Source organism: Sphingomonas sp. (assembly GCF_003248515.1).
Classification (GTDB): Bacteria; Pseudomonadota; Alphaproteobacteria; order Sphingomonadales; family Sphingomonadaceae; genus Sphingomonas_I.
On the sequence record NZ_QFOB01000013.1, the window covers coordinates 68,560 to 90,092 of the forward strand.

Annotated in this window: 15 protein-coding genes; 8 read left to right on the top strand and 7 right to left on the bottom strand. The window is 69.2% G+C overall.

All coding sequences use genetic code 11. The features are described 5' to 3' along the window. Positions 1 to 35: 35 nt before the first annotated feature. From DI605_RS17910 to DI605_RS17920, 3 genes are all read left to right on the top strand, one after another. A complete protein-coding gene (locus DI605_RS17910) occupies positions 36 to 947 on the top strand; it encodes a LysR family transcriptional regulator (protein WP_293976579.1) in 912 nt (303 codons plus the stop codon). Positions 948 to 1,102: 155 nt separating this feature from the next. After that, entirely contained in the window at positions 1,103 to 1,708 is a 606-nt protein-coding gene (locus tag DI605_RS17915; protein WP_293976581.1) for a YceI family protein, read from the top strand. 145 nt (positions 1,709 to 1,853) lie between these two features. Further along, positions 1,854 to 2,831, top strand: coding sequence for a glutathione S-transferase family protein (locus DI605_RS17920; protein WP_293976583.1), 978 nt, complete (start codon positions 1,854 to 1,856; stop codon positions 2,829 to 2,831). A 38-nt stretch (positions 2,832 to 2,869) separates the two neighbouring features. Here the strand turns inward: DI605_RS17920 and DI605_RS17925 are convergent, their stop codons facing one another. From DI605_RS17925 to DI605_RS17950, 6 genes are read right to left on the bottom strand one after another with little or no spacing between them, the layout of a single operon-like run. Continuing rightward, complete coding sequence (locus DI605_RS17925) at positions 2,870 to 3,562, bottom strand: response regulator transcription factor (protein WP_293976585.1); 693 nt, start codon at positions 3,560 to 3,562, stop codon at positions 2,870 to 2,872. Positions 3,563 to 3,571: 9 nt separating this feature from the next. Further along, positions 3,572 to 4,168: a potassium-transporting ATPase subunit KdpC gene (gene kdpC / locus DI605_RS17930; protein ID WP_293976587.1), complete on the bottom strand. Its 597-nt coding sequence runs from the start codon at positions 4,166 to 4,168 to the stop codon at positions 3,572 to 3,574. 11 nt (positions 4,169 to 4,179) lie between these two features. Then, the gene (gene kdpB, locus DI605_RS17935) at positions 4,180 to 6,207 is read right to left on the bottom strand and encodes a potassium-transporting ATPase subunit KdpB (RefSeq protein WP_293976588.1); all 2,028 of its coding nucleotides are present in this window, start codon (positions 6,205 to 6,207) and stop codon (positions 4,180 to 4,182) included. 8 nt (positions 6,208 to 6,215) lie between these two features. Next, complete coding sequence (gene kdpA / locus DI605_RS17940) at positions 6,216 to 7,919, bottom strand: potassium-transporting ATPase subunit KdpA (RefSeq protein ID WP_293976590.1); 1,704 nt, start codon at positions 7,917 to 7,919, stop codon at positions 6,216 to 6,218. Position 7,920: 1 nt separating this feature from the next. Then, positions 7,921 to 8,010, bottom strand: a complete 90-nt coding sequence (kdpF, locus tag DI605_RS17945) for a K(+)-transporting ATPase subunit F (RefSeq protein WP_293976592.1) — start codon at positions 8,008 to 8,010, stop codon at positions 7,921 to 7,923. 4 nt (positions 8,011 to 8,014) lie between these two features. Continuing rightward, on the bottom strand, positions 8,015 to 8,140 hold the full coding sequence (locus DI605_RS17950; RefSeq protein ID WP_293976594.1) for a hypothetical protein: 126 nt from the start codon (positions 8,138 to 8,140) through the stop codon (positions 8,015 to 8,017). A 115-nt stretch (positions 8,141 to 8,255) separates the two neighbouring features. On the opposite strand from DI605_RS17950, the gene DI605_RS17955 reads away from it, so the two are divergent. The 3 genes from DI605_RS17955 (at position 8,256) to DI605_RS17965 (ending at position 14,471) form a co-directional block, all read left to right on the top strand. Next, entirely contained in the window at positions 8,256 to 10,871 is a 2,616-nt protein-coding gene (locus DI605_RS17955; RefSeq protein ID WP_293976596.1) for a sensor histidine kinase KdpD, read from the top strand. An 85-nt stretch (positions 10,872 to 10,956) separates the two neighbouring features. Next, a complete protein-coding gene (locus DI605_RS17960) occupies positions 10,957 to 12,036 on the top strand; it encodes a PLP-dependent cysteine synthase family protein (RefSeq protein ID WP_293976598.1) in 1,080 nt (359 codons plus the stop codon). Between the two features lie 155 nt (positions 12,037 to 12,191). Then, positions 12,192 to 14,471 carry an ATP-binding protein gene (locus DI605_RS17965; protein ID WP_293976600.1) on the top strand — a complete coding sequence of 760 codons (2,280 nt, stop codon included), beginning with the start codon at positions 12,192 to 12,194 and terminating at the stop codon, positions 14,469 to 14,471. A gap of 39 nt (positions 14,472 to 14,510) precedes the next feature. On the opposite strand, the gene DI605_RS17970 is transcribed toward DI605_RS17965, so the two are convergent. Then, positions 14,511 to 14,939 carry a DUF2141 domain-containing protein gene (locus DI605_RS17970; RefSeq protein WP_293976602.1) on the bottom strand — a complete coding sequence of 143 codons (429 nt, stop codon included), beginning with the start codon at positions 14,937 to 14,939 and terminating at the stop codon, positions 14,511 to 14,513. Positions 14,940 to 15,117: 178 nt separating this feature from the next. On the opposite strand from DI605_RS17970, the gene addB reads away from it, so the two are divergent. Together addB and addA are read left to right on the top strand one after the other, a co-directional pair. Further along, a complete protein-coding gene (gene addB / locus DI605_RS17975; RefSeq protein ID WP_293976604.1) occupies positions 15,118 to 18,066 on the top strand; it encodes a double-strand break repair protein AddB in 2,949 nt (982 codons plus the stop codon). After that, positions 18,063 to 21,527, top strand: a complete 3,465-nt coding sequence (gene addA, locus DI605_RS17980; RefSeq protein WP_293976606.1) for a double-strand break repair helicase AddA — start codon at positions 18,063 to 18,065, stop codon at positions 21,525 to 21,527. Before addB ends, addA begins: the two co-directional genes overlap by 4 nt. Positions 21,528 to 21,533 lie beyond the last annotated feature (6 nt).

The following is a 21,533-nucleotide window of genomic DNA, read 5'->3' on the forward strand; positions in this document are numbered from 1 at the left end:
CGATCGATCGGTTATTCGGGCGGAGGAAACGGAGCATGGCGGATCGGCTGGCCGGCATAGAGGTGTTCGTGCTGGCCCTGCGCCTCGGCAGCCTGTCTGCGGCGGCGCGCCAGATGGGGATATCCGCGACGATGGCGGCCAAACATGTCGATGCGCTGGAAGCGCGGCTCGGCGCGACCCTGGTCAACCGCACCACGCGGCGCCTGTCTCTCACGGAGGCGGGACGCGACTATCTCGACAAGGCCGAACGCATCCTGGGCGAACTGGCGGAGGCGGAAGCGGAGGTTTCGGCCCGCTCCGTGGAAATTGAAGGGCTGCTCCGCGTCAGCGCACCCGTCACGTTCGGGGTCATGCATCTGAGCGCGATCACGGCGGAGTTCGGGGCACGGCATCCGCAGGTCACGGTCGAGCTGGGCCTCAACGATCGTTATGTGGATCTGCTCGAGGAGCGCTGGGACATGGCGATCCGCATCGGCCGGCTGGCCGATAGCGGCCTGATTGCGCGCAAGCTCGCTTCCGGCCGTCTGTGCCTGTGCGCATCGCCCGATTATCTGGAGCGTCACGGCCGCCCGGGGGGCGTCGCCGATCTGGGGCGGCATAATTGCCTGGGCTACACATTGGCGCCGCTGGTCGGCGGCAGCGATGTCTGGGGATTCGGCCGGGATGGCAGCATCCGCGTGCCGATCCAGGGGACGCTGCGGGCGAATAATGGGGAGGCGCTCGTCCATGCGGCGCGCGCCGGGCTCGGCATCGTCTATAGCCCGCGCTTCATGATGGCGGGCTGGATCGCCACCGGAGAATTGGTCGAGTTCGAACTGGACGCGCCAGTCATGGATCTGGGCGCCATCTATGCCGTGACGCACCCCACGCGACTTCCGGCGGCCAAAACCCGCGCATGGATCGATTTTCTGGTCGAGCGCCTGCCGGCCCTCGCCACGGAGTGGTGATCTTAAACTGTGGGTTTGAACATATTCCACATATGTGCGGATTATCAATGATAACGTGAAACTGCATATCGGCTGCGACCGGCCGGGCATCCGCCCTGGCCGGGCTTTCATCCCTGCCGCGATCGTTCGATCGCGTCGTTCGCCGGAGCTTTCTGATGAAGTCCATTTCGTTTGCCGCCCTGCTGCTGGCGGCCGCCATTCCTTCCGCCGCGATCGCCCAGACGCCGATCGCCCCCGCATCCGTCCAGGCGGGAACCTACAAGGTGGAAACCAATCACACTTTGGCGGAATTCACCGTCAACCATTTCGGCTTCAACGATTTCTTCGGCGTGATCCCGGGCGCGACCGGATCGCTGACGCTGGATCCCAAGGCGATCGGATCGGCCAAGCTGGATGTCTCGCTGCCCGTCGAGCGCATTTCGACCACCAATTCGATCCTCGATGGCGAGCTGAAGAGCGCCGACTGGTTCGACGCCGCCAAATATCCGACGATCCGCTTCGTCTCGCAGCAGGTCGTCCAGACCGGCGCGAACAGCGCGCGTATCTCCGGCACGATCACGATGCACGGTGTGAGCAAGCCGATGGTGCTGGATGCAACCTTCGGCGGCGCGGGCGTGAACATGATGAGCAAGGCCTATACGATCGGCTTCAGCGCGACGGGCACGCTCAAGCGTTCCGAATTCGGCGTGAGCAAATATGTGCCCGCCGTGAGCGATGAGGTGCGCATCAAGATCAGCGTCGCCTTCGAGAAGAACAATTGATCGCCAAGCGCCGCGCCCCGGCCAATGGGGCGCGGCTCGCTTCCGGCGCTGGTTCGGCGTGGGGCAGGGGCAGTTTGCGGGGACGGAAGCTGTCGCCGCCAATGTCCGCGTCGATGTCGCCCTTGCCGTGCGGAGGCCCTGATCCATGCTTGTGAATGGCAGATGGAGTGCCGACTGGCAGCCGGTTCAGGCCACGGACGAGGCGGGCGGCTTTGTCCGCCAGGTTTCCGGCTTCCGCCACTGGGTGACGCCCGATGGCGGCGCAGGCCCGACGGGCGACGCCGGCTTCAAGGCCGAGGCGGGGCGCTATCATCTCTATGTCGCGCTGATCTGCCCATGGGCTTCGCGCACGCTGATCGCGCGCCGGCTGAAGGGGCTTCAGGAGATCGTCTCGGTCTCGGTGGTCGATCCGGTGCTGACCGACGAAGGCTGGCGCTTCGGCGACGATCGCGGGGCGGATCGCGATCCGCTTCAGGGCGCCACCTACATGCACCAGCTCTATACGCACGCGGACCCCGTTTATACCGGCCGCGCCACCGTGCCGGTGCTGTGGGACAAGCGGACCGACACGATCGTGAGCAACGAATCCGCGGATATTCTGCGCATGTTCGATACCGGTTTCGGCGATCTGGCGACGGACGAGATCCGCCTCGTGCCGGAAGATCTGCGCGCGCGGATCGATGCGCTGAACGACGAAATCTATCCGCTCCTGAACAACGGCGTCTATCGTGCGGGCTTCGCGACCACGCAGGGCGCCTATGAGGAGGCGTTCCGTGATGTCTTCGGCATGCTGGACCGGCTGGAGGCACGGCTCGATGCGGGCGGCCCCTTCCTGTTCGGGGATCGACTGACCGAAACGGACATTCGCCTGTTCGTGACGCTGGTGCGCTTCGACGCGGCCTATTTCGGCCTGTTCAAATGCAATCTGCGCCGCATCGCGGACTATCGCGCGCTGAGCACCTATCTCGCCCGCATCCTGACCGTGCCGGGCATCGCCGAAACGGTGAACCTCGATCATATCAAGCGCGGCTATTATTCGATCAGGGCGCTCAACCCCGCCTGCATCGTGCCGCTCGGTCCTGAGCTGCCCTGGTCGAACGGGCTGGGATCGGTCGTGGTCTGATCACTTCCTGCGGGCGGGGGGTGGGGCGTGAAGCCCGGTCAGCCCCCCGCCAGCAGGCGATAGCCCACGCCGGGCTCGTTGATGATGAGTCGGGGGCGGCTGGGATCGGCCTCCAGCTTCTGGCGCAGCGCGCGCACGGCGATGCGGAGATATTCCACATTGCGCTCCTGCGCGGGTCCCCAGATGGACCGCAGCAATTGCACGTGGCCGATCACCCGATCGGGATGGCGGGCGAGTGCGGCGAGGACATCATATTCCTTGGGAGTCAGGTGAACGGCCTCGCCATCGCGCAGCACGCGGCGGCGGGCCAGATCGATCACGATCGCGCCGATCTCGACGCATTCGGCTTCGGCCGCCTCGTTGCGGCGGTGGCGCAGCGCGGTCCGGATCCGGGCCAGCACCTCCTCCGTATCGAAGGGCTTGGTGAGATAGTCATCCGCGCCCAGATCCAGCGCGGTGACCTTTTCGGCCGTGTCGATGCGGGCGGAGACGACGAGCAGCACCGCATTGCCCTTCGCCCGGAGAAGCTGGATCAGTTCCAGCCCGTCGCGATCGGGCAGGCCGAGATCCAGCAGCACCGCATCCGGCCGATCGATATCGGCGGCCGCCAGTGCCTCGCGCGCATTGCCAGCCTCGATCACATCATAGCCCGCCCGCGACAGCGCCGCGCGCAGCAGCCTGCGGATCGCGGCGTCGTCCTCGACGATCAGGATGCGCGGGTCGCGGGCCATGCGTCCGGTCTAGGGGCGTGTGGCGGCGCGGTCGAGGGAGCGGTTCAGCGCGAGCACGTTCACATGCGGCTCTCCCAGGAAGCCGAGCAGGGGTCTGTCGACCTGCGCCTCAACCAGCGCCCGGACCCTGGCCGGATCGACATGCCGGGCGGCCGCCACGCGCGCGACCTGAAAAAAAGCCGCCTCGGGGCTGATATCGGGATCGAGCCCCGAGGCGGAGGTGGTCACCAGATCCGGCGGAACATTGAGATCGGATGACGAGCGGGATGAGGAGAGGAGCGCGGCCTTTTCCGCGCGCACGCGATCCGCGAGCGCCCGGGCGGCGGGGCCGAGGTTCGAGCCGGAGGATGCCAGCGCATCATAGCCCTTGCCGGCGGCGGACGGCCGCCCGTGAAAATAAGCGGGGCTGGCGAAGGTTTGGCCGATCAACTCGGAGCCGATCACCCGCCCGTTCGCGCTACGGACGAGGCTGCCATTGGCCTGCGCCGGGAAGAGCAGCTGGCCGATGCCGGTGAGGGCGAGGGGGTAGGCAAGGCCGAGCAGCAGTGAGAAGAGCAGGGTGAGCGCGATCGCCGGGCGCAGCGCGGATTTCAGTTCGGTGAGCATGGGAGATGTCCTCAGGCGAGGTGGAGGGCGCTGACGGCGAGATCGATCAGCTTGATGCCCGCGAAGGGCGCGAGCAGGCCGCCGAGCCCGTAGACGGCGAGATTGCGGGCCAGCAGCGGACCCGCCGCCATCGGCTTGTAGGTCACGCCCCTCAGCGCCAGCGGCACCAGCGCCGGGATGATGAGCGCATTGAAGATGATCGCGGACAGGATCGCGCTTTCCGGGCTGGAAAGCCCCATCACGTTCAGCACGCCCAGGCCCGGATAGAGCGCGACGAACATGGCCGGGATGATCGCGAAATATTTGGCGACATCGTTGGCGACCGAGAAGGTGGTGAGTGCACCGCGCGTCATCAGCAGTTGCTTGCCGAGACCCACCACCTCGATCAGCTTGGTGGGATCGCTGTCCAGATCCACCATGTTGCCGGCCTCACGCGCGGCCTGCGTGCCGGTGTTCATCGCCACGCCGACATCGGCCTGCGCCAGCGCCGGTGCATCGTTCGTGCCGTCGCCGCACATGGCGACGAGCCTGCCACCCTGTTGCTCTTTCCGGATCAGCGCCAGCTTGTCCTCCGGCGTCGCTTCCGCGAGGAAATCGTCCACGCCCGCCTCGGCGGCGATGGCGGCGGCGGTGAGCGGATTGTCGCCGGTAATCATCACGGTGCGGATGCCCATGCGGCGCAGTTCGCCGAAGCGTTCCCGCACGCCGGCCTTCACCACATCCTTCAGCGCAACCGCGCCGAGGAGGCGCCCGTCGCGGACGACGGCGAGCGGCGTCTGTCCGGCGCGCGCGATTTCCTCCGTCGCGCGCCGCAATTCGGTGGCGGCGGCGCTTTTGCCGAGATCCGGATAGGCGCGCAGGATGGAATCCACCGCGCCTTTCTGGACGAGCGTTTCCGCTGTCTTCAGGCCCGAAAGGCGCGTCTGGGCGGTGAAGGGGATCGCTTCTGCATCGGCCGGAAGCGCGCGCGACAGGCCATGCTTTTCGCGCGCCAGCACCACGATCGAGCGGCCTTCGGGCGTTTCGTCCGCGAGACTGGCCAGCATCGCCGCCTCGGCCAGCTCGGTTTCGGTGACGCCGGATACGGGGCGAAAGGCGCTGGCCTGGCGATCGCCGATCGTGATCGTGCCGGTCTTGTCGAGCAGCAGCACGTCCACATCGCCCGCCGCCTCCACCGCGCGGCCCGATTTGGCAAGCACGTTGAAGCGGACGAGACGGTCCATCCCGGCAATGCCGATGGCGGAAAGCAGTGCCGCGATGGTCGTGGGGATCAGGGTGATGAGCAGCGCCGCCAGGATGGCGACCGGTACAGCGCCGCCCGCATAGGAGGCGAAGCTCGGTATGGTCGCGACCGCGATCAGGAAGATGATCGTGAGGCCGACGAGCAGGATGGTGAGCGCGATCTCGTTCGGCGTCTTCTGCCGTTCGGCGCCCTCCACCAGCGCGATCATGCGATCGAGGAAGCCCTGGCCCGGCTCGGCCGTCACGCGCACGCGGATCCGATCCGAGATGACGCGCGTGCCGGCGGTGACGGCCGAACGATCACCGCCTGCCTCGCGGATCACGGGCGCGCTCTCGCCGGTGATCGCGGCTTCGTTGACCGAGGCCACACCCGCTATCACCTCGCCATCGGCCGGGATCAGGTCACCCGTCTCGACCAGCACGATCTCGTCCTTTTGCAGCCGCGTGGCCGGGACGATCTCATAGGTCTCGCCGACGCCGGTGAGCAGCTTGGCGCGCAGATCGGATTTGGTGGCACGTAGGCTCGCCGCCTGCGCCCGGCCGCGGCCTTCCGCCAGCGCCTCGGCGAAGGTGCCGAAGAGCACGGTGAGCCACAGCCAGACGATCAGCTGGATCTGGAAGCCCGCGCGGACGGGCTCGCCGCCGATGAGGGCGAGGATCGTCAGCAGCGCCGCGACGGAGGCCGTCACGAACAGGACCGGGTTTTTCACGAGCTGGCGCGGGCTCAGCTTGCGCACCGCATCGCCCATGGCGGGCCCGACGAGCTGGGCCGAGAACATCGAGGTGGGAGTGGTCATGACAGGCCTCAGTTGAGCTGGCCGTGGAGCGTCGCGATGTGATCGGCGACGGGCCCGAGCGCGAGGGAAGGCAGGAAGGTGAGCCCGCCGAGGATCAGGATGATGCCGACGAGCAGCCCCACCCAGAGCGGCCCCGTGGTGGGGAAGGAGCCTGCGGTGGCGGGCGTGTGCTTCTTGGCGGCGAGGCTGCCGGCGATCGCCAGCACCGGCACGATCACGAAGAAGCGGCCCAGCCACATACCCACCGACAGCAGCCCGTTATAGAAAGGCGTGCCCGCGGTGAGACCGGCGAAGGCCGAGCCATTGTTGGCCGCCGCCGAGGTGAAGGCGTAGAGGATCTCCGAAAAGCCGTGCGGACCCTTGTTGAGCGGCCCCGCGAGGCCGGCCTGCGTGACGCTGGCGATGGCGGTGCCGCCCAGGATCATCAGCGGCAGCACCGCAATGGCCAGCACGGCGAGCTTCACTTCGCGCGCCTCGATCTTCTTGCCGACATATTCGGGCGTGCGCCCCACCATCAGCCCCGCCACGAACACGGCGAGGATGGCGAAAAGCAGGAAGCCGTAAATGCCCGCGCCGACACCGCCGACGATCACTTCGCCCAGCTGCATGTTGAACAGCGGCACGAGCCCGCCCAGCGCGGTGAAGCTGTCGTGCATCGCATTGACCGCGCCGCAGGATGCGGCAGTGGTGACGGCCGCGAACAGCGCCGATCCAACGATGCCGAAGCGCACCTCCTTGCCTTCCATGTTGCCACCCGAAAGGCCGAGGGCCTGGAGCGTGGGGCTGCCATGGGCCTCCATCCCATAGGCCAAGGCGGCGCCAGCCACGAAGAGGATCGCCATGGCGGAAAGGATCGCCCAGCCCTGCCGGGTGTTGCCCACCGCCTTGCCGAAGGTCCATGTCAGCCCGACGCCGAGCGTGAAGATGGAGAGCATCTGGACGAGATTGGTGACGGCGCTGGGATTCTCGAACGGATGCGCTGAATTGGCGTTGAAGAAGCCGCCGCCGTTGGTGCCGAGCATCTTGATTGCTTCCTGGCTCGCCACTGGCCCCAGCGCGATCGATTGCCGGGCGCCCTCCAGCGTCGTCGCATCGACGGACATGGCCATCGTCTGCGGGACGCCCGCCCAGATCAGGTAGAGCGCGTAGAGAAGGGATACGGGCAGCAGCAGATAGAGGGTGACGCGCGTCAGATCCGCCCAGAAATTGCCGATCGTCTTCGCCTCACGCCGGGCGAAACCGCGAAAGAGCGCGAAGGCGATGGCGATGCCGGTGGCAGCCGACAGGAAATTGTGGAGCGCCAGGGCCAGCATCTGGCTGAAGTTCGAAAGCGTGCCTTCGCCCGCATACCATTGCCAGTTGGTGTTGGTGACGAAGGCGATGGCGGTGTTCATCGCGCCATCCGCGCCGACGCCCGCCATCGCGCGATCGTTGAACGGCAGCACCGCCTGCGCGCGCAGCAGCGCATAGGTGAGCAATGTCGTCGCAAGCTGGAACAGCAGCATGTGGAGCGCATAGGCGCGCCAGCCCTGCTCTTTGGCCGGATCGATCCCGGAAAGCCGGTAGAAGCCGCGCTCGACCGGGCCCAGCACGACATGGAGCGGCGTGCGCCGGCCTTCATAAAGGGCAAACAGCCATTGCCCGACCGGCCTGGTCAGCACGGCGAGGATAAGGATGAAGAGCGCGATGAGCGCCCAGCCTGCGAGCGTCATGTCAGAACCTTTCCGGTCGCACGAGCACGGCGACCAGATAGACGAGAAGGGAAAGCGCCACGGCGCCGGCCAGAGCGAGCGGAAGAGTCATCGGCTCAGGCCGCGTCGCACAGCCGCACGAAGGCGAGCGTGAGCAGGAACAGGCCGGCAAGCACCGCCAGCCACAGGAGATCGGACATCGGATGTGCCTCCGGCCGCGGGATGCGGCACCGGCGGCTCACCTAGGCGTGAGGCGCGTAAAGCTTCTCGGGGGAAAACGGGTGTGCGGGATAAGGATTCCGTAAAGATGCCGGGCGCGCGCTTCCCGCATCGGATCGATCCGCCTAATCAGGGGGCGTGAATGATCGCCGCCCCTCGCCCGATGCGCTGCTGCGCGCTGCCACGCGGTCGGGGCGGGGGCGGCTCAAGATCTTCCTCGGCGCCGCCCCCGGAGTCGGCAAGACATTCGAGATGCTGCAGGAGGCCGCCGAGCGGCAGGTGGCGGGCGTGGATGTGGTCGTCGCGGTGGTCGAGACGCATGGCCGCAAGGATACCGAGGCGCTGCTCGCGCCGCTCACCCTGATCCCGCGCCGCCGCATCGATCATCACGGCCATGTGCTGGAGGAGATGGATCTCGACGCGGTGCTCGCGCGCGCGCCGGCGCTGGCGCTGGTGGACGAGCTGGCCCACAGCAACGCCGAGGGCAGCCGCCACGCCAAGCGCTGGCAGGATGTGGAGGAGCTGCTCGACGCCGGCATCGATGTGCTCTCGACGATCAATGTCCAGCATGTCGAAAGCCTGCGCGATGTGGTGGCGGGCTTTACGCGCGTCCGGGTGCGCGAGACCGTGCCCGATCATGTGCTGGAAGGCGCCGAGATCGAGCTGGTCGATCTGCCGCCCGACGAGCTGATCGAACGGCTGAAGGACGGCAAGGTCTACATTCCCGCCGAGGCGAGCCGGGCACTCAACCACTTCTTCTCCAAGGAGAATCTGTCGGCGCTTCGCGAGATGGCGCTGCGCGCGGTGGCGCTGACGGTGGATCGCGGGTTGATCGAGCATCTCGACGCGCATGCGCTGGCGGGCACCTATGCGGGTGGCGAGCGGATATTGGTCGCCGTTTCCGAATTGCCCGGCAATGACGAGATCGTGCGCGCGGGCAAACGCCTGGCCGATGCGCTGCGCGCGCCGTGGCAGGCCGTGCATATCGAAACGCCCCGCAGCGCCGGTTTCGACGCGGGCCAGCGCCGCGCGGTGGCCGAGGCGCTGCGCCTGGCGGCCACGCTGGGCGCGACGATCGCGACGGTGCCGGCTGAATCCGTGCTGGATGGCCTTCGCACCCACATGGCGGGGATGCGCGCGACCCAGCTGGTGCTCGGCCGATCGGTGCGCAGCTGGTGGTTCGAGCTACTTCACGGATCCGTGGTCGAAGTGTTGCTGCGCGAAAGCAAGGGGCTGGCCGTCCACGTCATTCCTTCCGCCTTCGATGGCGCGCGCCCGCGCCCGCGCCCGCCAGCGGCGGGATCGTGGCGCGGTCACGGTTTCGCGCTCGCCCTCGTCGCGGTGACGACGATGCTGGCGCTGGCGGTGCAGCCTTGGATCGGGGTCGGGCCGGTCGACCTCATCTATCTGCTGCCGGTGATCGTGGCCGCCGCGCGCTTTGGCCGGGCGCCCGGAATCGCGGCCGGCATATTGGGCGGGCTCGCCTATAATTTCTTCTTCCTGCCGCCGATCCACACCTTCACCATTGCCGATCCCCAGAGCGTGCTGACGGTGGCGGTGCTGCTCGCCCTCGCCATCTTCGTGGCGAGCCTGGCGGACCGGCTGCGCACGCGGGCCTCGATCGGATCGCGCAGCGCGCAGGAAAATGCGGCGGTGGCCGCCTTCGGGCAGGCGCTGGCGCGCAGCTCCGACTGGAAGACGACGAGCGAGATCGTCTCGGCCGAATTGTCCCGCATGCTGGATCTGTCGGTGATCGTCTTCGTCGATCGAGATGGTCAGTTGACGCCGATCGCGGCCGCGCCGGCCGACGCTTCGTCGCTCGGCCCGGTGGATCAGGCCGCGGCCGACTGGGCGTGGACGCGTGGCGAAGTGAGCGGCCGTGATACCGGCACGCTCGCCGCCGCCGACTGGCAATTCCATCCGCTGGTCACGTCGCTCGGCATTCTCGCGGTGGTGGCGCTCGCCGATGCTGACGGGCGGGCGCCCGTGCCGGCGGACAAGGTGATGCTGCTTTCCACGCTGCTGGGGCAGGCCGCGCTCGCGCATGAGCGGCTGCTGCTGGAGGATCGGCTGCGCGACATTTCCGTGCTCCAGGAGCGGGATCGCCTGCGTGGCGCGCTGCTCTCCTCGATCGGGCATGATCTGCGCACGCCGCTCACCGCCGTGACCGGTGCGATCGACGCGATCCGCACACGCGATCCCGACGATCCCGCGCTGGCGAGCGCCCGGGCCGAGGTGACGCGCCTGCGCCGCTTCCTCGACAATCTGCTGGAGATGGTACGCATAGACAGCGGCGCGCTCGCCGTGGCGCTGGAGCCGATCGACCTGACCGATGCGGTGGCGAGCGCGGTGCACGACCTTCGCGATCTGATCGATGGCGGAGCGGTGGATCTGCAGGTGCCGCCGGATCTTCCGCTGGTGCAGGCCGATCCCACCCTGCTGCATCATATCCTGCTCAATCTGCTCGCCAATGCGGCGACGCACGGCGGCGGGCGGATCATGATCGAGGGACGGAATACGGGAAGCGCCGTGACGCTCTCGATCGTCGATAACGGGCCGGGGCTTCCGGAGCAGGATCCGCAGCGCATCTTCGATGCCTTCGTGCGGGGAACGGGCAATGATCGGCGGGGCGGCAGCGGGCTGGGCCTCGCGATCGTGCGGGGCTTTGCGGATGCGATGGGGCTGACGCTTTCGGCCGCCAATGTGGAAGCCGGGCAGGGCGCGCGGCTGACCATCGGCTTTCCGATCCGGTGATACGGTGGCGCTTCGGGGCGACGGGGCCGTGAAGCGCTCGGATTGGCAGGTGTAGCGCGCGGTAGCGATCTGCTAGGCGGGGGCGATGACGCTTCCTGCCGCTTCCCCGCTCTGCCACGATCGCCGCTGGATCAACGAGGCGATCCGCATCATCGAGGCCGATTATAACCGTTCGGCCGATACGCATCTCGTGCCCGTGGCGATGCCGGCCTTTCCGGGCGTGCACCTCTATCTGAAGGACGAATCGAGCCATCCCACCGGCAGCCTCAAGCACAGGCTGGCGCGTTCGCTCTTCCTCTATGCGCTATGCAACGGGCGGATCGGGCCGGGGATGACGATCGTGGAGGCGTCGAGCGGATCGACGGCCGTTTCCGAAGCCTATTTCGCGCGGATGCTGGGCCTGCCCTTCGTGGCGGTGGTGCCGCGCGGGACGGCGGAGGCGAAGATCGATGCGATCGCCTTCCATGGCGGCCGCAGCCATTTCGTCGATCGGCCGGGTGACGCCTATGGCGAGGCGGAGCGGCTCGCCCGCGAGCTGGGCGGCGTCTATCTGGATCAGTTCACCTATGCCGAACGCGCGACCGACTGGCGCGGCAACAACAATATCGCCGAATCCATCTATGCGCAGATGGCGCGCGAACCCCATCCCGTGCCGGCCTGGATCGTGTGCGGCGCGGGGACGGGGGGCACATCCGCCACGATCGGCCGCTTCGTCCGCTATCGGCGCCACGCGACGCGGCTGTGCGTGGCGGATCCGGCGGGATCCGTCTTCCATCGCCACTGGGCGGATCGATCCATCACCGCGCTCGATCGTTGCGACAGCCGGATCGAGGGGATCGGGCGTGCACGGGTGGAGCGCAGCTTCCTGCCGGAAATCGTGGACGAGATGATCGCGATCACGGATGCGCAGAGCATCGCCGCGACGCGGATGCTCAGCATGAGGCTCGGGCGGCGTTGCGGCGGATCGACAGGCACGAACCTGTGGGCCGTGGCGCGCATCGCGGAGCGGATGGCGGCGGCGGGAGAGACGGGATCGATCGTCTCCATCCTGTGCGATGACGGCAATCGCTACGCCTCCACCTATTTCGACGATGGCTGGGTGGCGGCGTCCGGTTTCGATCTTCGCGCTTCGGAAACGGAGCTGGCGGCGCGACTGGGGTGGTGAAGCAGGCGGCGGCACGCATGCGCGCCGCAGCCCGGCCGGACATGGCCCGGGCATCCGTCGCGCCTGAAATCTGCCTGCAACATTCAGGCGCGAGGAGCGAGGCTGGCGGGACACGCGCGATCGCGCGCGGGCGCGGAGTGGTGTAAGACGAGGGCATGAACTGGGTTCGCTGGCCGCGCTGGCGGGGGCCGCCGCTGGCATTGCAGATCATGGCGCTGCTGGTCGGCGGGCTCGTCGTCGCCCAACTGGTGACGCTGATGCTCACCCTTTTGCTGCCGCCGGCGCCCGCTCCCCAATATGGGCTGGACGATATCGCCGCCGCACTGGTGGACGATCCGGAGGCGGATCTGCGCGGCAATGGCCTGCAGCGCATCGTGCAGCAGGGGCCCCCGGACGTGAACGGATCGGGCTGGCTCGTTTCCGAACGATCCCGCAGCGAACTGGCCAAGCTGATCGGTGTCGATCCCCGGCGCGTCTCGCTCGCTTTCTATACGCCGCTGCCTTTCGCCGGCACGGCGGCGGCGCGCAGCCTAGCGATGGCCAATGACGGTTATGCGCCGCCCTTCAAGGCGGCCGCCTATCAGGCGGACGGCCCGGAAGCCCATTTCATCCTCGCGCAGTTTGCGGGCGGCCTTCCGTCCCTGCCACGGGGCAACCGGCTGGAGGGAGCGGCCCCGCCGCGCGACGGCCTGCCGCCGGGCCTGATGGCGCGCGGGCCGCTGGCGACGCCAATGGGGCAGGCGGGGCAGACACTCCAGCCGGGAACCGCGCCGGGGCTGCCGCCGTCGGAGGCGCGTGCCCATATCCCCGAACTGCGCGGGCAATTATTGTCGCGCCAGGATGCAGCCCACCCTCTGGTGAGCGTCGATCCGCGCTTCGCCGGCAACGGCCTCTTCATTCCCGGCGATAATGGCGCGGCCGTGCCGGGACTGTTGCGCGGCGGGGAGAACGCCGGTGGGGCGACCACCGCCATCGTCGCGGCCGAGGCGCTCGCCGCGGCGGCCAATGCCGCCAACGCGGCCAATCCCGCCGGCACGCAGGTGCCGATCGGCGGCGTCGCCGCATCGCGGCCGGGCTTCACCTCGCCGGGCTTCGCACCGGAGGTGGGTGCGCGCGCGCTGGGGCAGTTCTTCGCGGGAGGAGCGGGCCGGATGCTGCCCGATCGCGCGCTGATCGCGCAGGCACAGACGCAGTCCGTGGCGCCGCAGCGCATTGCGCCGCCGCTGATCGTGGAGCCGTTGCAGAATGCACAGGCCCCATCCGCGCCCAGCCAGCGTGTGCAGGAAACCGCGCCGGTGCCACTCTCGCCCGGCTTCTCCGCGCCCTTCGCGCAGGCACCGATCGCGCCGCCGCTACAGACTCCCACATTCGAGAAGACGCCGCAGGCCTTGCCCTATGAGGCCCCGGAGGGTCCCCCGATCCAGATCACGCCGACGCGGCGCAGCCTTTTCGGTCTGGCGCAGGCGCCGTTCGTGGAAGGCGATTTCGTCGCGTCTCTGAAATTGCAGGACGGGCGTTGGGCGGTGGTGCAGCCCGCACCCGCCGGCATGCTCAACAGCTGGCAGCGGCGCGTGCTCCTCTGGTTCGCGATCGCGCTGACGGTGGTGCTGCCGCTCGGCTGGCTGTTTGCACGGCGCCTCGTGACGCCCTTGCAGAGCTTCGCGCGCGCGGCCGAGCAACTGGGCCGGGCGCCGGCCGCCGCGATCGTCCCGCTCGACGGGCCGGCCGAGATCGGGCGCGCCGCCCATGCCTTCAATCTCATGCAGGGCCGCCTGCGCGCCTTCGTCGACGATCGCACCGCGATGGTGGGCGCGATCAGCCACGATCTGCGCACGCCGCTCACCCGGATGCGCTTCCGCATCGAGGATGTGGGCGAGGATGACGTGCGCGATGGCCTGCTGGAGGAAGTGGAGGAGATGGAGGCGATGATCGCGCAGGTCATCGAATTCATCCGCGACGCCTCCACCCCCGGCGCGCGGGAGCGGCTGGACCTGCGCACCCTGATGGATGACGTGGTGGAGGATGCCCGGCTCGTCGGCGGGGACGTGACGGTGGAGCAGGCCGATCGCGCGCCCGTCGAGGTGGACGTGCTGGGCATGCGGCGCCTGCTCGACAATCTTCTGGAAAATGCGGTCAAATACGGAACCCGCGCGCGGGTGCGCCTGCGCACCGAGGCGGAGGACGTGGTGGCCGAGATCATCGACGAGGGCCCCGGCCTGCCCGAGGAGGAGCTGGAGCGCGTGTTCGAGCCCTTCTATCGCAGCGACGAGGCGATCGCCTCCGACAAGAAAGGTTCGGGCCTGGGGCTGGCGGTCTGCCGCTCGATCGCGCGCGCGCATGGCGGCGATGTCCGGCTGGTGCGCGGGACGGATGGCTTCCGGGCCGAGGTGCGCCTGCCGCAGGCCTATGGCGGCGCGCCGGCCGCTCTCGTCTGAGAGCGGCGCTGTGGGGCTGGCGTTTCCGCTCGCCTCGCCTCAGCCGAAATAATTGCCCAGCTTCACCGCCATTTTCTGATCGGCCGCGCCATGCGTGAAGACCGAATCCTTGAAGCGGGGCGGGCGGAGCGGCAGGCCCTTGAGGCCGGAAAGGCCGAAATCCTCCTTGGGGATGCCCAGCCAGCGATTGAGCGCGCCATCGCCATTCGCGTCATGGAAGGCGAGCGCCGCGTAATCGCCCGGCGGCACGTTGTGGAAGGTGACGGTCACGCTGCCTTTCTGGGCGGGGGCGTGCGAACCGATCGCGCATTTTCCGAGGAAATGTGCCCGATCGCAGAGCTGCACCATGATCGCGCCCGCATCGGAGCGAACGTTGGTAACCGTGATTTCCACCGTGCCGCCATCGGCCGCGATGGCGGGTGTGGCGAGGCAGGTTGCGGCGGCGAACATCAGATGGCGAGCAAGCAAGAGAATCTCCCGGGCCGCTCGCCCCGCGCCCGCAAAGAGGCCGCCCCGCTTTCCGGGCGGGGAAAGAGGAACGCTTCGACTGGCTCGGCCCAAGCGGGGTGACGATCCCCTAGACGAGCCGGCCGCGCGCGCAAATCATCGAGTTCCGCTTTCGGGCGGGAGCGGCTAGGTTCGTCGCGTGTCCGGCACGATCCAGCCCAGCATCTTCACAATTCCGCCCCACCGCGCCTTCGCGGATGCGCTGGCGGCGGGGCTGCTCGCCCGTTTCGGGGGGGATCCGCTGGGGCTGGCGCGGAGCATCGTGCTGCTGCCGAACAATCGCGCGCGGCGTGCGATCCGGGATGCCTTCGTTCGCGCGAGTGGCGGCGCATTGCTGCTGCCGAGGCTCGTTTCGATCGGCGATCCCGCGCTCGACGAGGCGATCGGCGCGGCGCTGGATCCGGCGGACGCGCCGGCCATTCCGCCGGCGATCGATCCGGTCGCCCGACAGCTGATCCTGGCGCGGCTGATCGAGGCGGCACGCGCCGGGGCGGGCGAGGCGATCGACGCGGGTGAGGCGATGCGCTTCGCCGCCGATCTGGGGCGCACGCTGGATCAGCTGATCGTGGAGGGTATCGATCCCGCACGGTTGCGCGATGCGGTGCCCGGCGAACTGGCCGAACATTGGCAGGCGAGCCTTTCCGCCCTTTCGGTGATCCTCGATCGCTGGCCCGAGGAACTCGCCCGGCGCGGCCGGATCGATCTGGCCGACCGGCGCAACCGGCTGATCCGTGCGACGGCGGCGCGATGGCGGACGGATCCGCCGTCGGGCTTCGTCGTGGCGGCGGGCATCGGCGCCGCCGGCCCGGCGATGGGCGATCTGCTGCGCACCGTTTCGCGCATGGAGCGCGGCCTGATCGTGCTGGCGGGGCTCGATCGCGCGATGCCGGAACAGGAATGGGAGGCGCTGAAGGGCGCCGAAGGCGTCGACGGGATCGAGACGCACCCCCAATTCGGCCTTTCCCGCCTGCTCGATCGGATCGGTGTGGCGCGGCACGAAGTGAGATTGTGGCGTCCGGCGGGCGCGGAGGGCGCGCGCTCCGCCCGCAGCATCGCAATCGGCAATGCGATGGCGCCGGCCGCGTTCACGGACAAATGGCAGGTGCTGAAGCCGCACCGGCGGCGGCTGAGCAATGTGCGGATGGGGGAACTCGCCAATCCGGCGGCCGAGGCGCAGGCGATCGCGCTCGCGCTGCGCGAGGCGCTGGAGACGCCGGAGCGCACGGCCGCGCTGGTGACGCCCGATCGCGCGCTGGCCGTGCGCGTTGCCCAGCATCTGAAGCGCTGGGGGATCGAGGCGGACGACAGCGCGGGCCGCCCGCTGGCGCTGATGCCGCCGGGCACGTTGCTGCTGGCGATCGCGGAGGCGGTGGCATCGGATTTCGCGCCGGTGCCGCTGCTGGCCCTGCTCAAGCATCCGCTGGTGAGGAGCGGCGAGGATCGGGCGGCATGGCTGGAAGACGTGCGCGCGCTGGATCGGGCGCTGCGCGGCCCCCGCCCCGGACCGGGGCTGGAGGGCATCGGCCGTTTTCTGGCGGAGGGCGAGGGGTGGAGCGACCGCGATCGCGAAGCGGCCCGTGATCCCTGGAGCGCGATCGAACCGCTGCTCGCGCCCTTCGCCCGGCCCGCGCGGCCGACGCTCACCTATCTCATGGGGCTGGTGCGCGAGGCAGCGGGCGTGCTGGCCGGCGACGAGGCCTGGAGCCGGCCGGCGGGGCGTGCGGCTGCGGATCTGGTGGCGGCGCTTGAGGAAGGCGCGCCGGATGGGCCGCAGCGGATCGACGTGGCGACCTTTCCCGCATTGCTGCGTGCCGCGCTGGAGCAGGTGGCGGTGCGGCCGCCGCAGGGCGGGCATCCGCGCATCTTCATCTGGGGCCTGATCGAGGCGCGGTTGCAGCGCGCCGATCTGATGGTGCTGGGTGGGCTCAACGAAGGCGCCTGGCCTTCCTTGCCAGCGCCCGATCCGTGGCTGGCGCCCGCCATTCGCAAGGCACTGGGCCTGCCGGGGCTGGAGCGGCGCATCGGCGCGGAGGCGGAAGAGTTCGCCGCCGCCCTCGGCGCGCCGCACGTGCTGCTCACCCGCGCGCGGCGGGATGCCCGCGCGCCGGCGATCGCCTCGCGCTTCTGGCTGCGGCTGGATGCGATGACGGGCCGGCTGCCGCGCGCGCACGGGCTGGCGAAATGGGCCGACGCGCTGGATCGCCCGGAGGCGACCCTTCCCGCCGAACAGCCCGCGCCCATCCCTCCGGTGGAGGATCGCCCGCGCCGGATCGCGGTGACGAAGCTCGATCGGCTGAAGGCGGATCCCTTCGCTTTCTATGCCGACGCGATGCTGAAGCTGCGCCCGATGGATGCGGTGGATGCCGATCCCACCCCGGCATGGCGCGGGAGCGCGGTGCACGCGATCCTGGATGCGTGGTTCAAGCAGGATGGCTGCGATCCTGCACTGCTGAGGGCGCGCGCGGAAACGCTGCTGGCGGAGACGGCGGCGCATCCCGTGCTGCGCGCGCTGTGGAGCCCGCGCCTGCTGGAGGCGATCGACTGGATCGCGGAGACGACCGCGCAGGATCGCGCGGAGGGGCGTGCGCCGGTGGCGGCCGAGATCAAGGGCAGCATCGACCTTTACGGTATCCGGCTGGAAGGAACCGCCGACCGGATCGATCGCGCTGCTTCGGGCGCGCTCGGCATCGTCGATTACAAGACCGGCAAGCCCCCGTCGAAGAAGGCGGTGATCGAGGGTTATTCCATGCAGCTCGGCCTGCTGGGCCTGATCGCGGAGAAGGGTGGCTTCGCCGGGTTGGAGGGCGTGCCGGGCCTGTTCGAATATTGGTCGCTCGGCGCGAAGGGATCCGGGCTCGGCTATCGGGAAAGCCCGGTGGGCCTGAACAAGAAGGGCGAGGGGATCGCCGCCGAGGATTTTACCAGGCGCGCCGCCGCCGTGCTGGAGGCGGCGGTGGGCCGCTGGCTGACGGGAGACGCGCCGTTCGTGGCGAAGCTCCATCCCGAATATGCGCCTTATGGTGATTATGACCAGCTGATGCGGCTGGATGAATGGTATGGCCGCGCGGCGCGGCGGGAGGAGCCGTGAGCGCGCGGATCGAACTGCTGCGGCCTCTGAAGGGCGCGCAGGCGGACGCCTCCGATCCGCGCCGGCAGGTGTGGCTTTCGGCGTCGGCGGGAACGGGCAAGACGCATGTGCTGACGGCGCGCGTGCTGCGTCTGCTGCTTTCCGGCGCGCGGCCTTCCTCCATCCTGTGCCTTACCTTCACCAAGGCGGGCGCGGCCGAAATGGCGGAGCGGATCCAGTCTCGCCTGGCGAGCTGGGTGCGGCTGGACGAGCGGAAGCTGGAGAAGGAACTGTTCGCGCTCGGCGAGCCCAATGATGCGGAGGCATTGAAGAAGGCGCGGCGATTGTTCGCGCGCGTGCTGGATGCGCCGGGTGGCGGGCTTCGCATCCAGACGATCCACGCTTTTTCGCAGACGTTGCTCGCCGCCTTTCCGAGCGAGGCGGGGCTGGCGCCGGGCTTCAGGCCGCTCGACGGGCGCGCGGAGGCGGCGCTGGCGCGCGAAACGCTCGCGCGGCTGCTGGCCGATGCCGAGGCGGGTGGCGATCTGGGGCTGGTGCGCGATGTGCAGGCGCTGAGCCGCAGGCTGGGGGAGCAGGCGGCCGAGCGCTATTTGCGGCTGTGCGCGCGATCGCCGCGCGCGCTGGCGGAGCTGGGCAGCCGCGAGGGGCTGGAGGCGCGCATCCGCACCGGCCTGGGCATCTGGCTGGGCGATATCGAGGCGCGGATCCTCGGGATGGTGGCGGACGACATGTTCGACAGCGGCCTGCTGCGCGCGATCGGCGATGCCTATGCGGCCTGGGGCACCAAGACCGGGCTGGAGCGGGCTGCCGTGGCCGAGGCCTTCCTCGCGGCCGATGCCGAGGCGCGCGCGGGGATGCTGGAAGAGGTGCGGCGCATCGCCGTGACCGCGACGGGATCGCCCTACGCACATTCGCAGAAGCTGCTCGATTGCGATCCGGCGCATGGTGACAATTGCGAATCCCTGGCCGAGGCGATCGGCGTGCTGCTGGAGCACAGGCGCGGCGCGGAACTGGCGGCCCTGCTGGCGGCGGGCCTGCGCGCGGGGCAGGCCTATGCCGCCGCCTATGAAACGGCCAAGCGCGCGACGGGCGCCGTGGACTTCGACGATCTCATCCGGCTGGTGCTGGATCTGCTCGACAAGCCCGGCATAGGCGAATGGATCCGCTACAAGCTGGACGCCCGCGTGGATCATCTGCTGATCGACGAGGGGCAGGATACCAATGCGCAGCAGTGGCGGATCGTGCGGGCGCTGGCCGACGATTTCTTCGCGGACGAGGCGGACGGGCGGATTGCCCGGACGATCTTTTCGGTTGGGGATTTCAAGCAGGCCATCTTCGGTTTTCAGGGAACGGACCCCTTCGCCTTCGCCGCCGCGCGCGAATATTTCGGGCGGCAGATCGAGGCCGGGGGCGAGGATGAACGGGGCAGGCCGCGTGCGCTGGACCGGCTTTCGCTGGATCGCTCCTTCCGCTCGACGCCGCCGATCCTGGCGCTTGTCGACGGCCTGATCGGGGATCTCGGCAAGGATGCGCTGGGCCTGTTCGACGAACTGGAGCCGCATCTGAGCGCCAAGGAGGGCAAGCCCGGCCTCGTCACCTTGCTGGCGCCGCTTTCCGATGCGGATGCCGATGCGGGCGAGGATGAGAGCGAGGAGGGCTGGCTGGACGATGCCACGCGCCGCTTCGCGCAGCGGCTGGCCGAACAGCTGCGCCTTTGGCTGGATCAGCCCTTGTGGCTGCCCGGCAAAGGCAGGGCGCTGCGGCCGGAGGATATTCTGATCCTCGTCCGGCGGCGCGGCGATCTCGCGTCGCTGATCGTGGCGCGTCTGCATGCCGAGGGCGTGCCGGTGGCGGGGGTCGATCGGTTGCGGCTGGATGCGCCGCTGGCCGTGCGGGATCTGATGGCGGCGATCCGCTTCGTGCTCCAGCCCGGCGACGAGCTGAGCCTTGCGAGCCTGCTCGTCTCGCCCCTGTTCGGGTTGACGCAGGAGGAGCTTTATTCGGTCGGTTTCGGGCGGAAGGGATCGCTATGGTCGGCCTTGCAGGATCATGCCGCTCATCGGGCAACGACGGGCTTTCTGCGGGATATCCTCGCGGCGGCCGACTTCACCACGCCTTATGCCTTTCTCGAGCGGATATTGACCGGGCCGCTCGACGGGCGCCGCAAGCTGCTGGGCCGGCTGGGCCATGAGGCGCGCGATCCGATCGAGGAATTGCTGAACGCGGCGATGCTGTTCGAAGGCGAGGCGACGCCGACATTGCAGCGCTTCCTCGACTGGTTCGATCGCGGCGAAGTGGAGGTGACGCGCGATCCTTCCGCGCCGCTGGATGCGGTGCGCGTGATGACCGTGCATGGCGCCAAGGGCCTTCAGGCCCCCCTCGTGATCCTCGCGGATGCGACCGGCGATCCCGAGCGGCAGCCGGCGCGCGACGTGAACTGGGCGATCGAGGCGGATGCCGATCCCGTGCCGATCCTGCGCCCGCGCAAGGCCGAGCGGATCGGGCCGCTCGACGATCGCATCGCCGAGATCGAGCGGCGCGAGCGCGAGGAGCATTGGCGGCTGCTCTACGTGGCGGTGACGCGCGCCGAGGAGCAGCTGGTGATAGGCGGCGCGCTTGGCCCGGCCGCGCGTGGCCAGCCGCCGGCGGAGAGCTGGTATGCGGCGATCGGCCGGGCGATGGACGGTCTGGGCGCGGAGGAACTGGCCGATCCGCTGTGGGGGCATGCCCGCCACTATCGCGGCGGGCGATCCGGCCTGAGCGTGGTGCGCGAGGCGCGGCCGGCAGCGATCCGCATCCCAACCTCGCTGCCCGGCTGGGTACGCTCGCCGGCGCCGATCGAGCAGCGCCCGCCACGCCCGCTGGCGCCGTCTTCGCTGGGCGAGGATCTCGCCGCGAGCCCTCCGCCGAGCCCGGCGATGCGCGCCGCCGCCGAACGCGGGCGCCTGCTGCATGCCCTGTTCGAGCGCCTGCCGGCGCTGGCGCCCGATCAGCGGTGGGCCGCTGCCGAGCGCTGGCTGGTCGGGGCGGGCGGCATGGCCGATCCGGGGGCGGCGCGATCGCTGGCCGAGGATGCGTGCCGGATCCTTTCCGATCCGGCGCTGGGCGATATCTTCTCGCCCGATGCGCTGGCCGAGGCGCCGATCGCGGCGGTGGTGGAGGGCGGGCATGTGGTGGCCGGCACGGTGGACCGGCTGCTGGTGACCGACGATGATGTGCTGGTGCTGGATTACAAGACCGGGCGGGCAATGCCGGATCGAGCCGAAGAGGCGCCCGCGCATCATCTTCGCCAGATGGCGGCCTATGCCGATGCGCTGGCGCGGATATTTCCGGGGCGCCGGATCCGGGCCGCCTTGCTTTATACGGCGGGCCCGCGTCTGTTCGATCTGCCGCCCGCGCTGCTGGCGCGGTACAAGCCGGACTATGCGGGGGCGCAGCAAAAGCTTGAGCTCGGCAGTTGAGGGAGA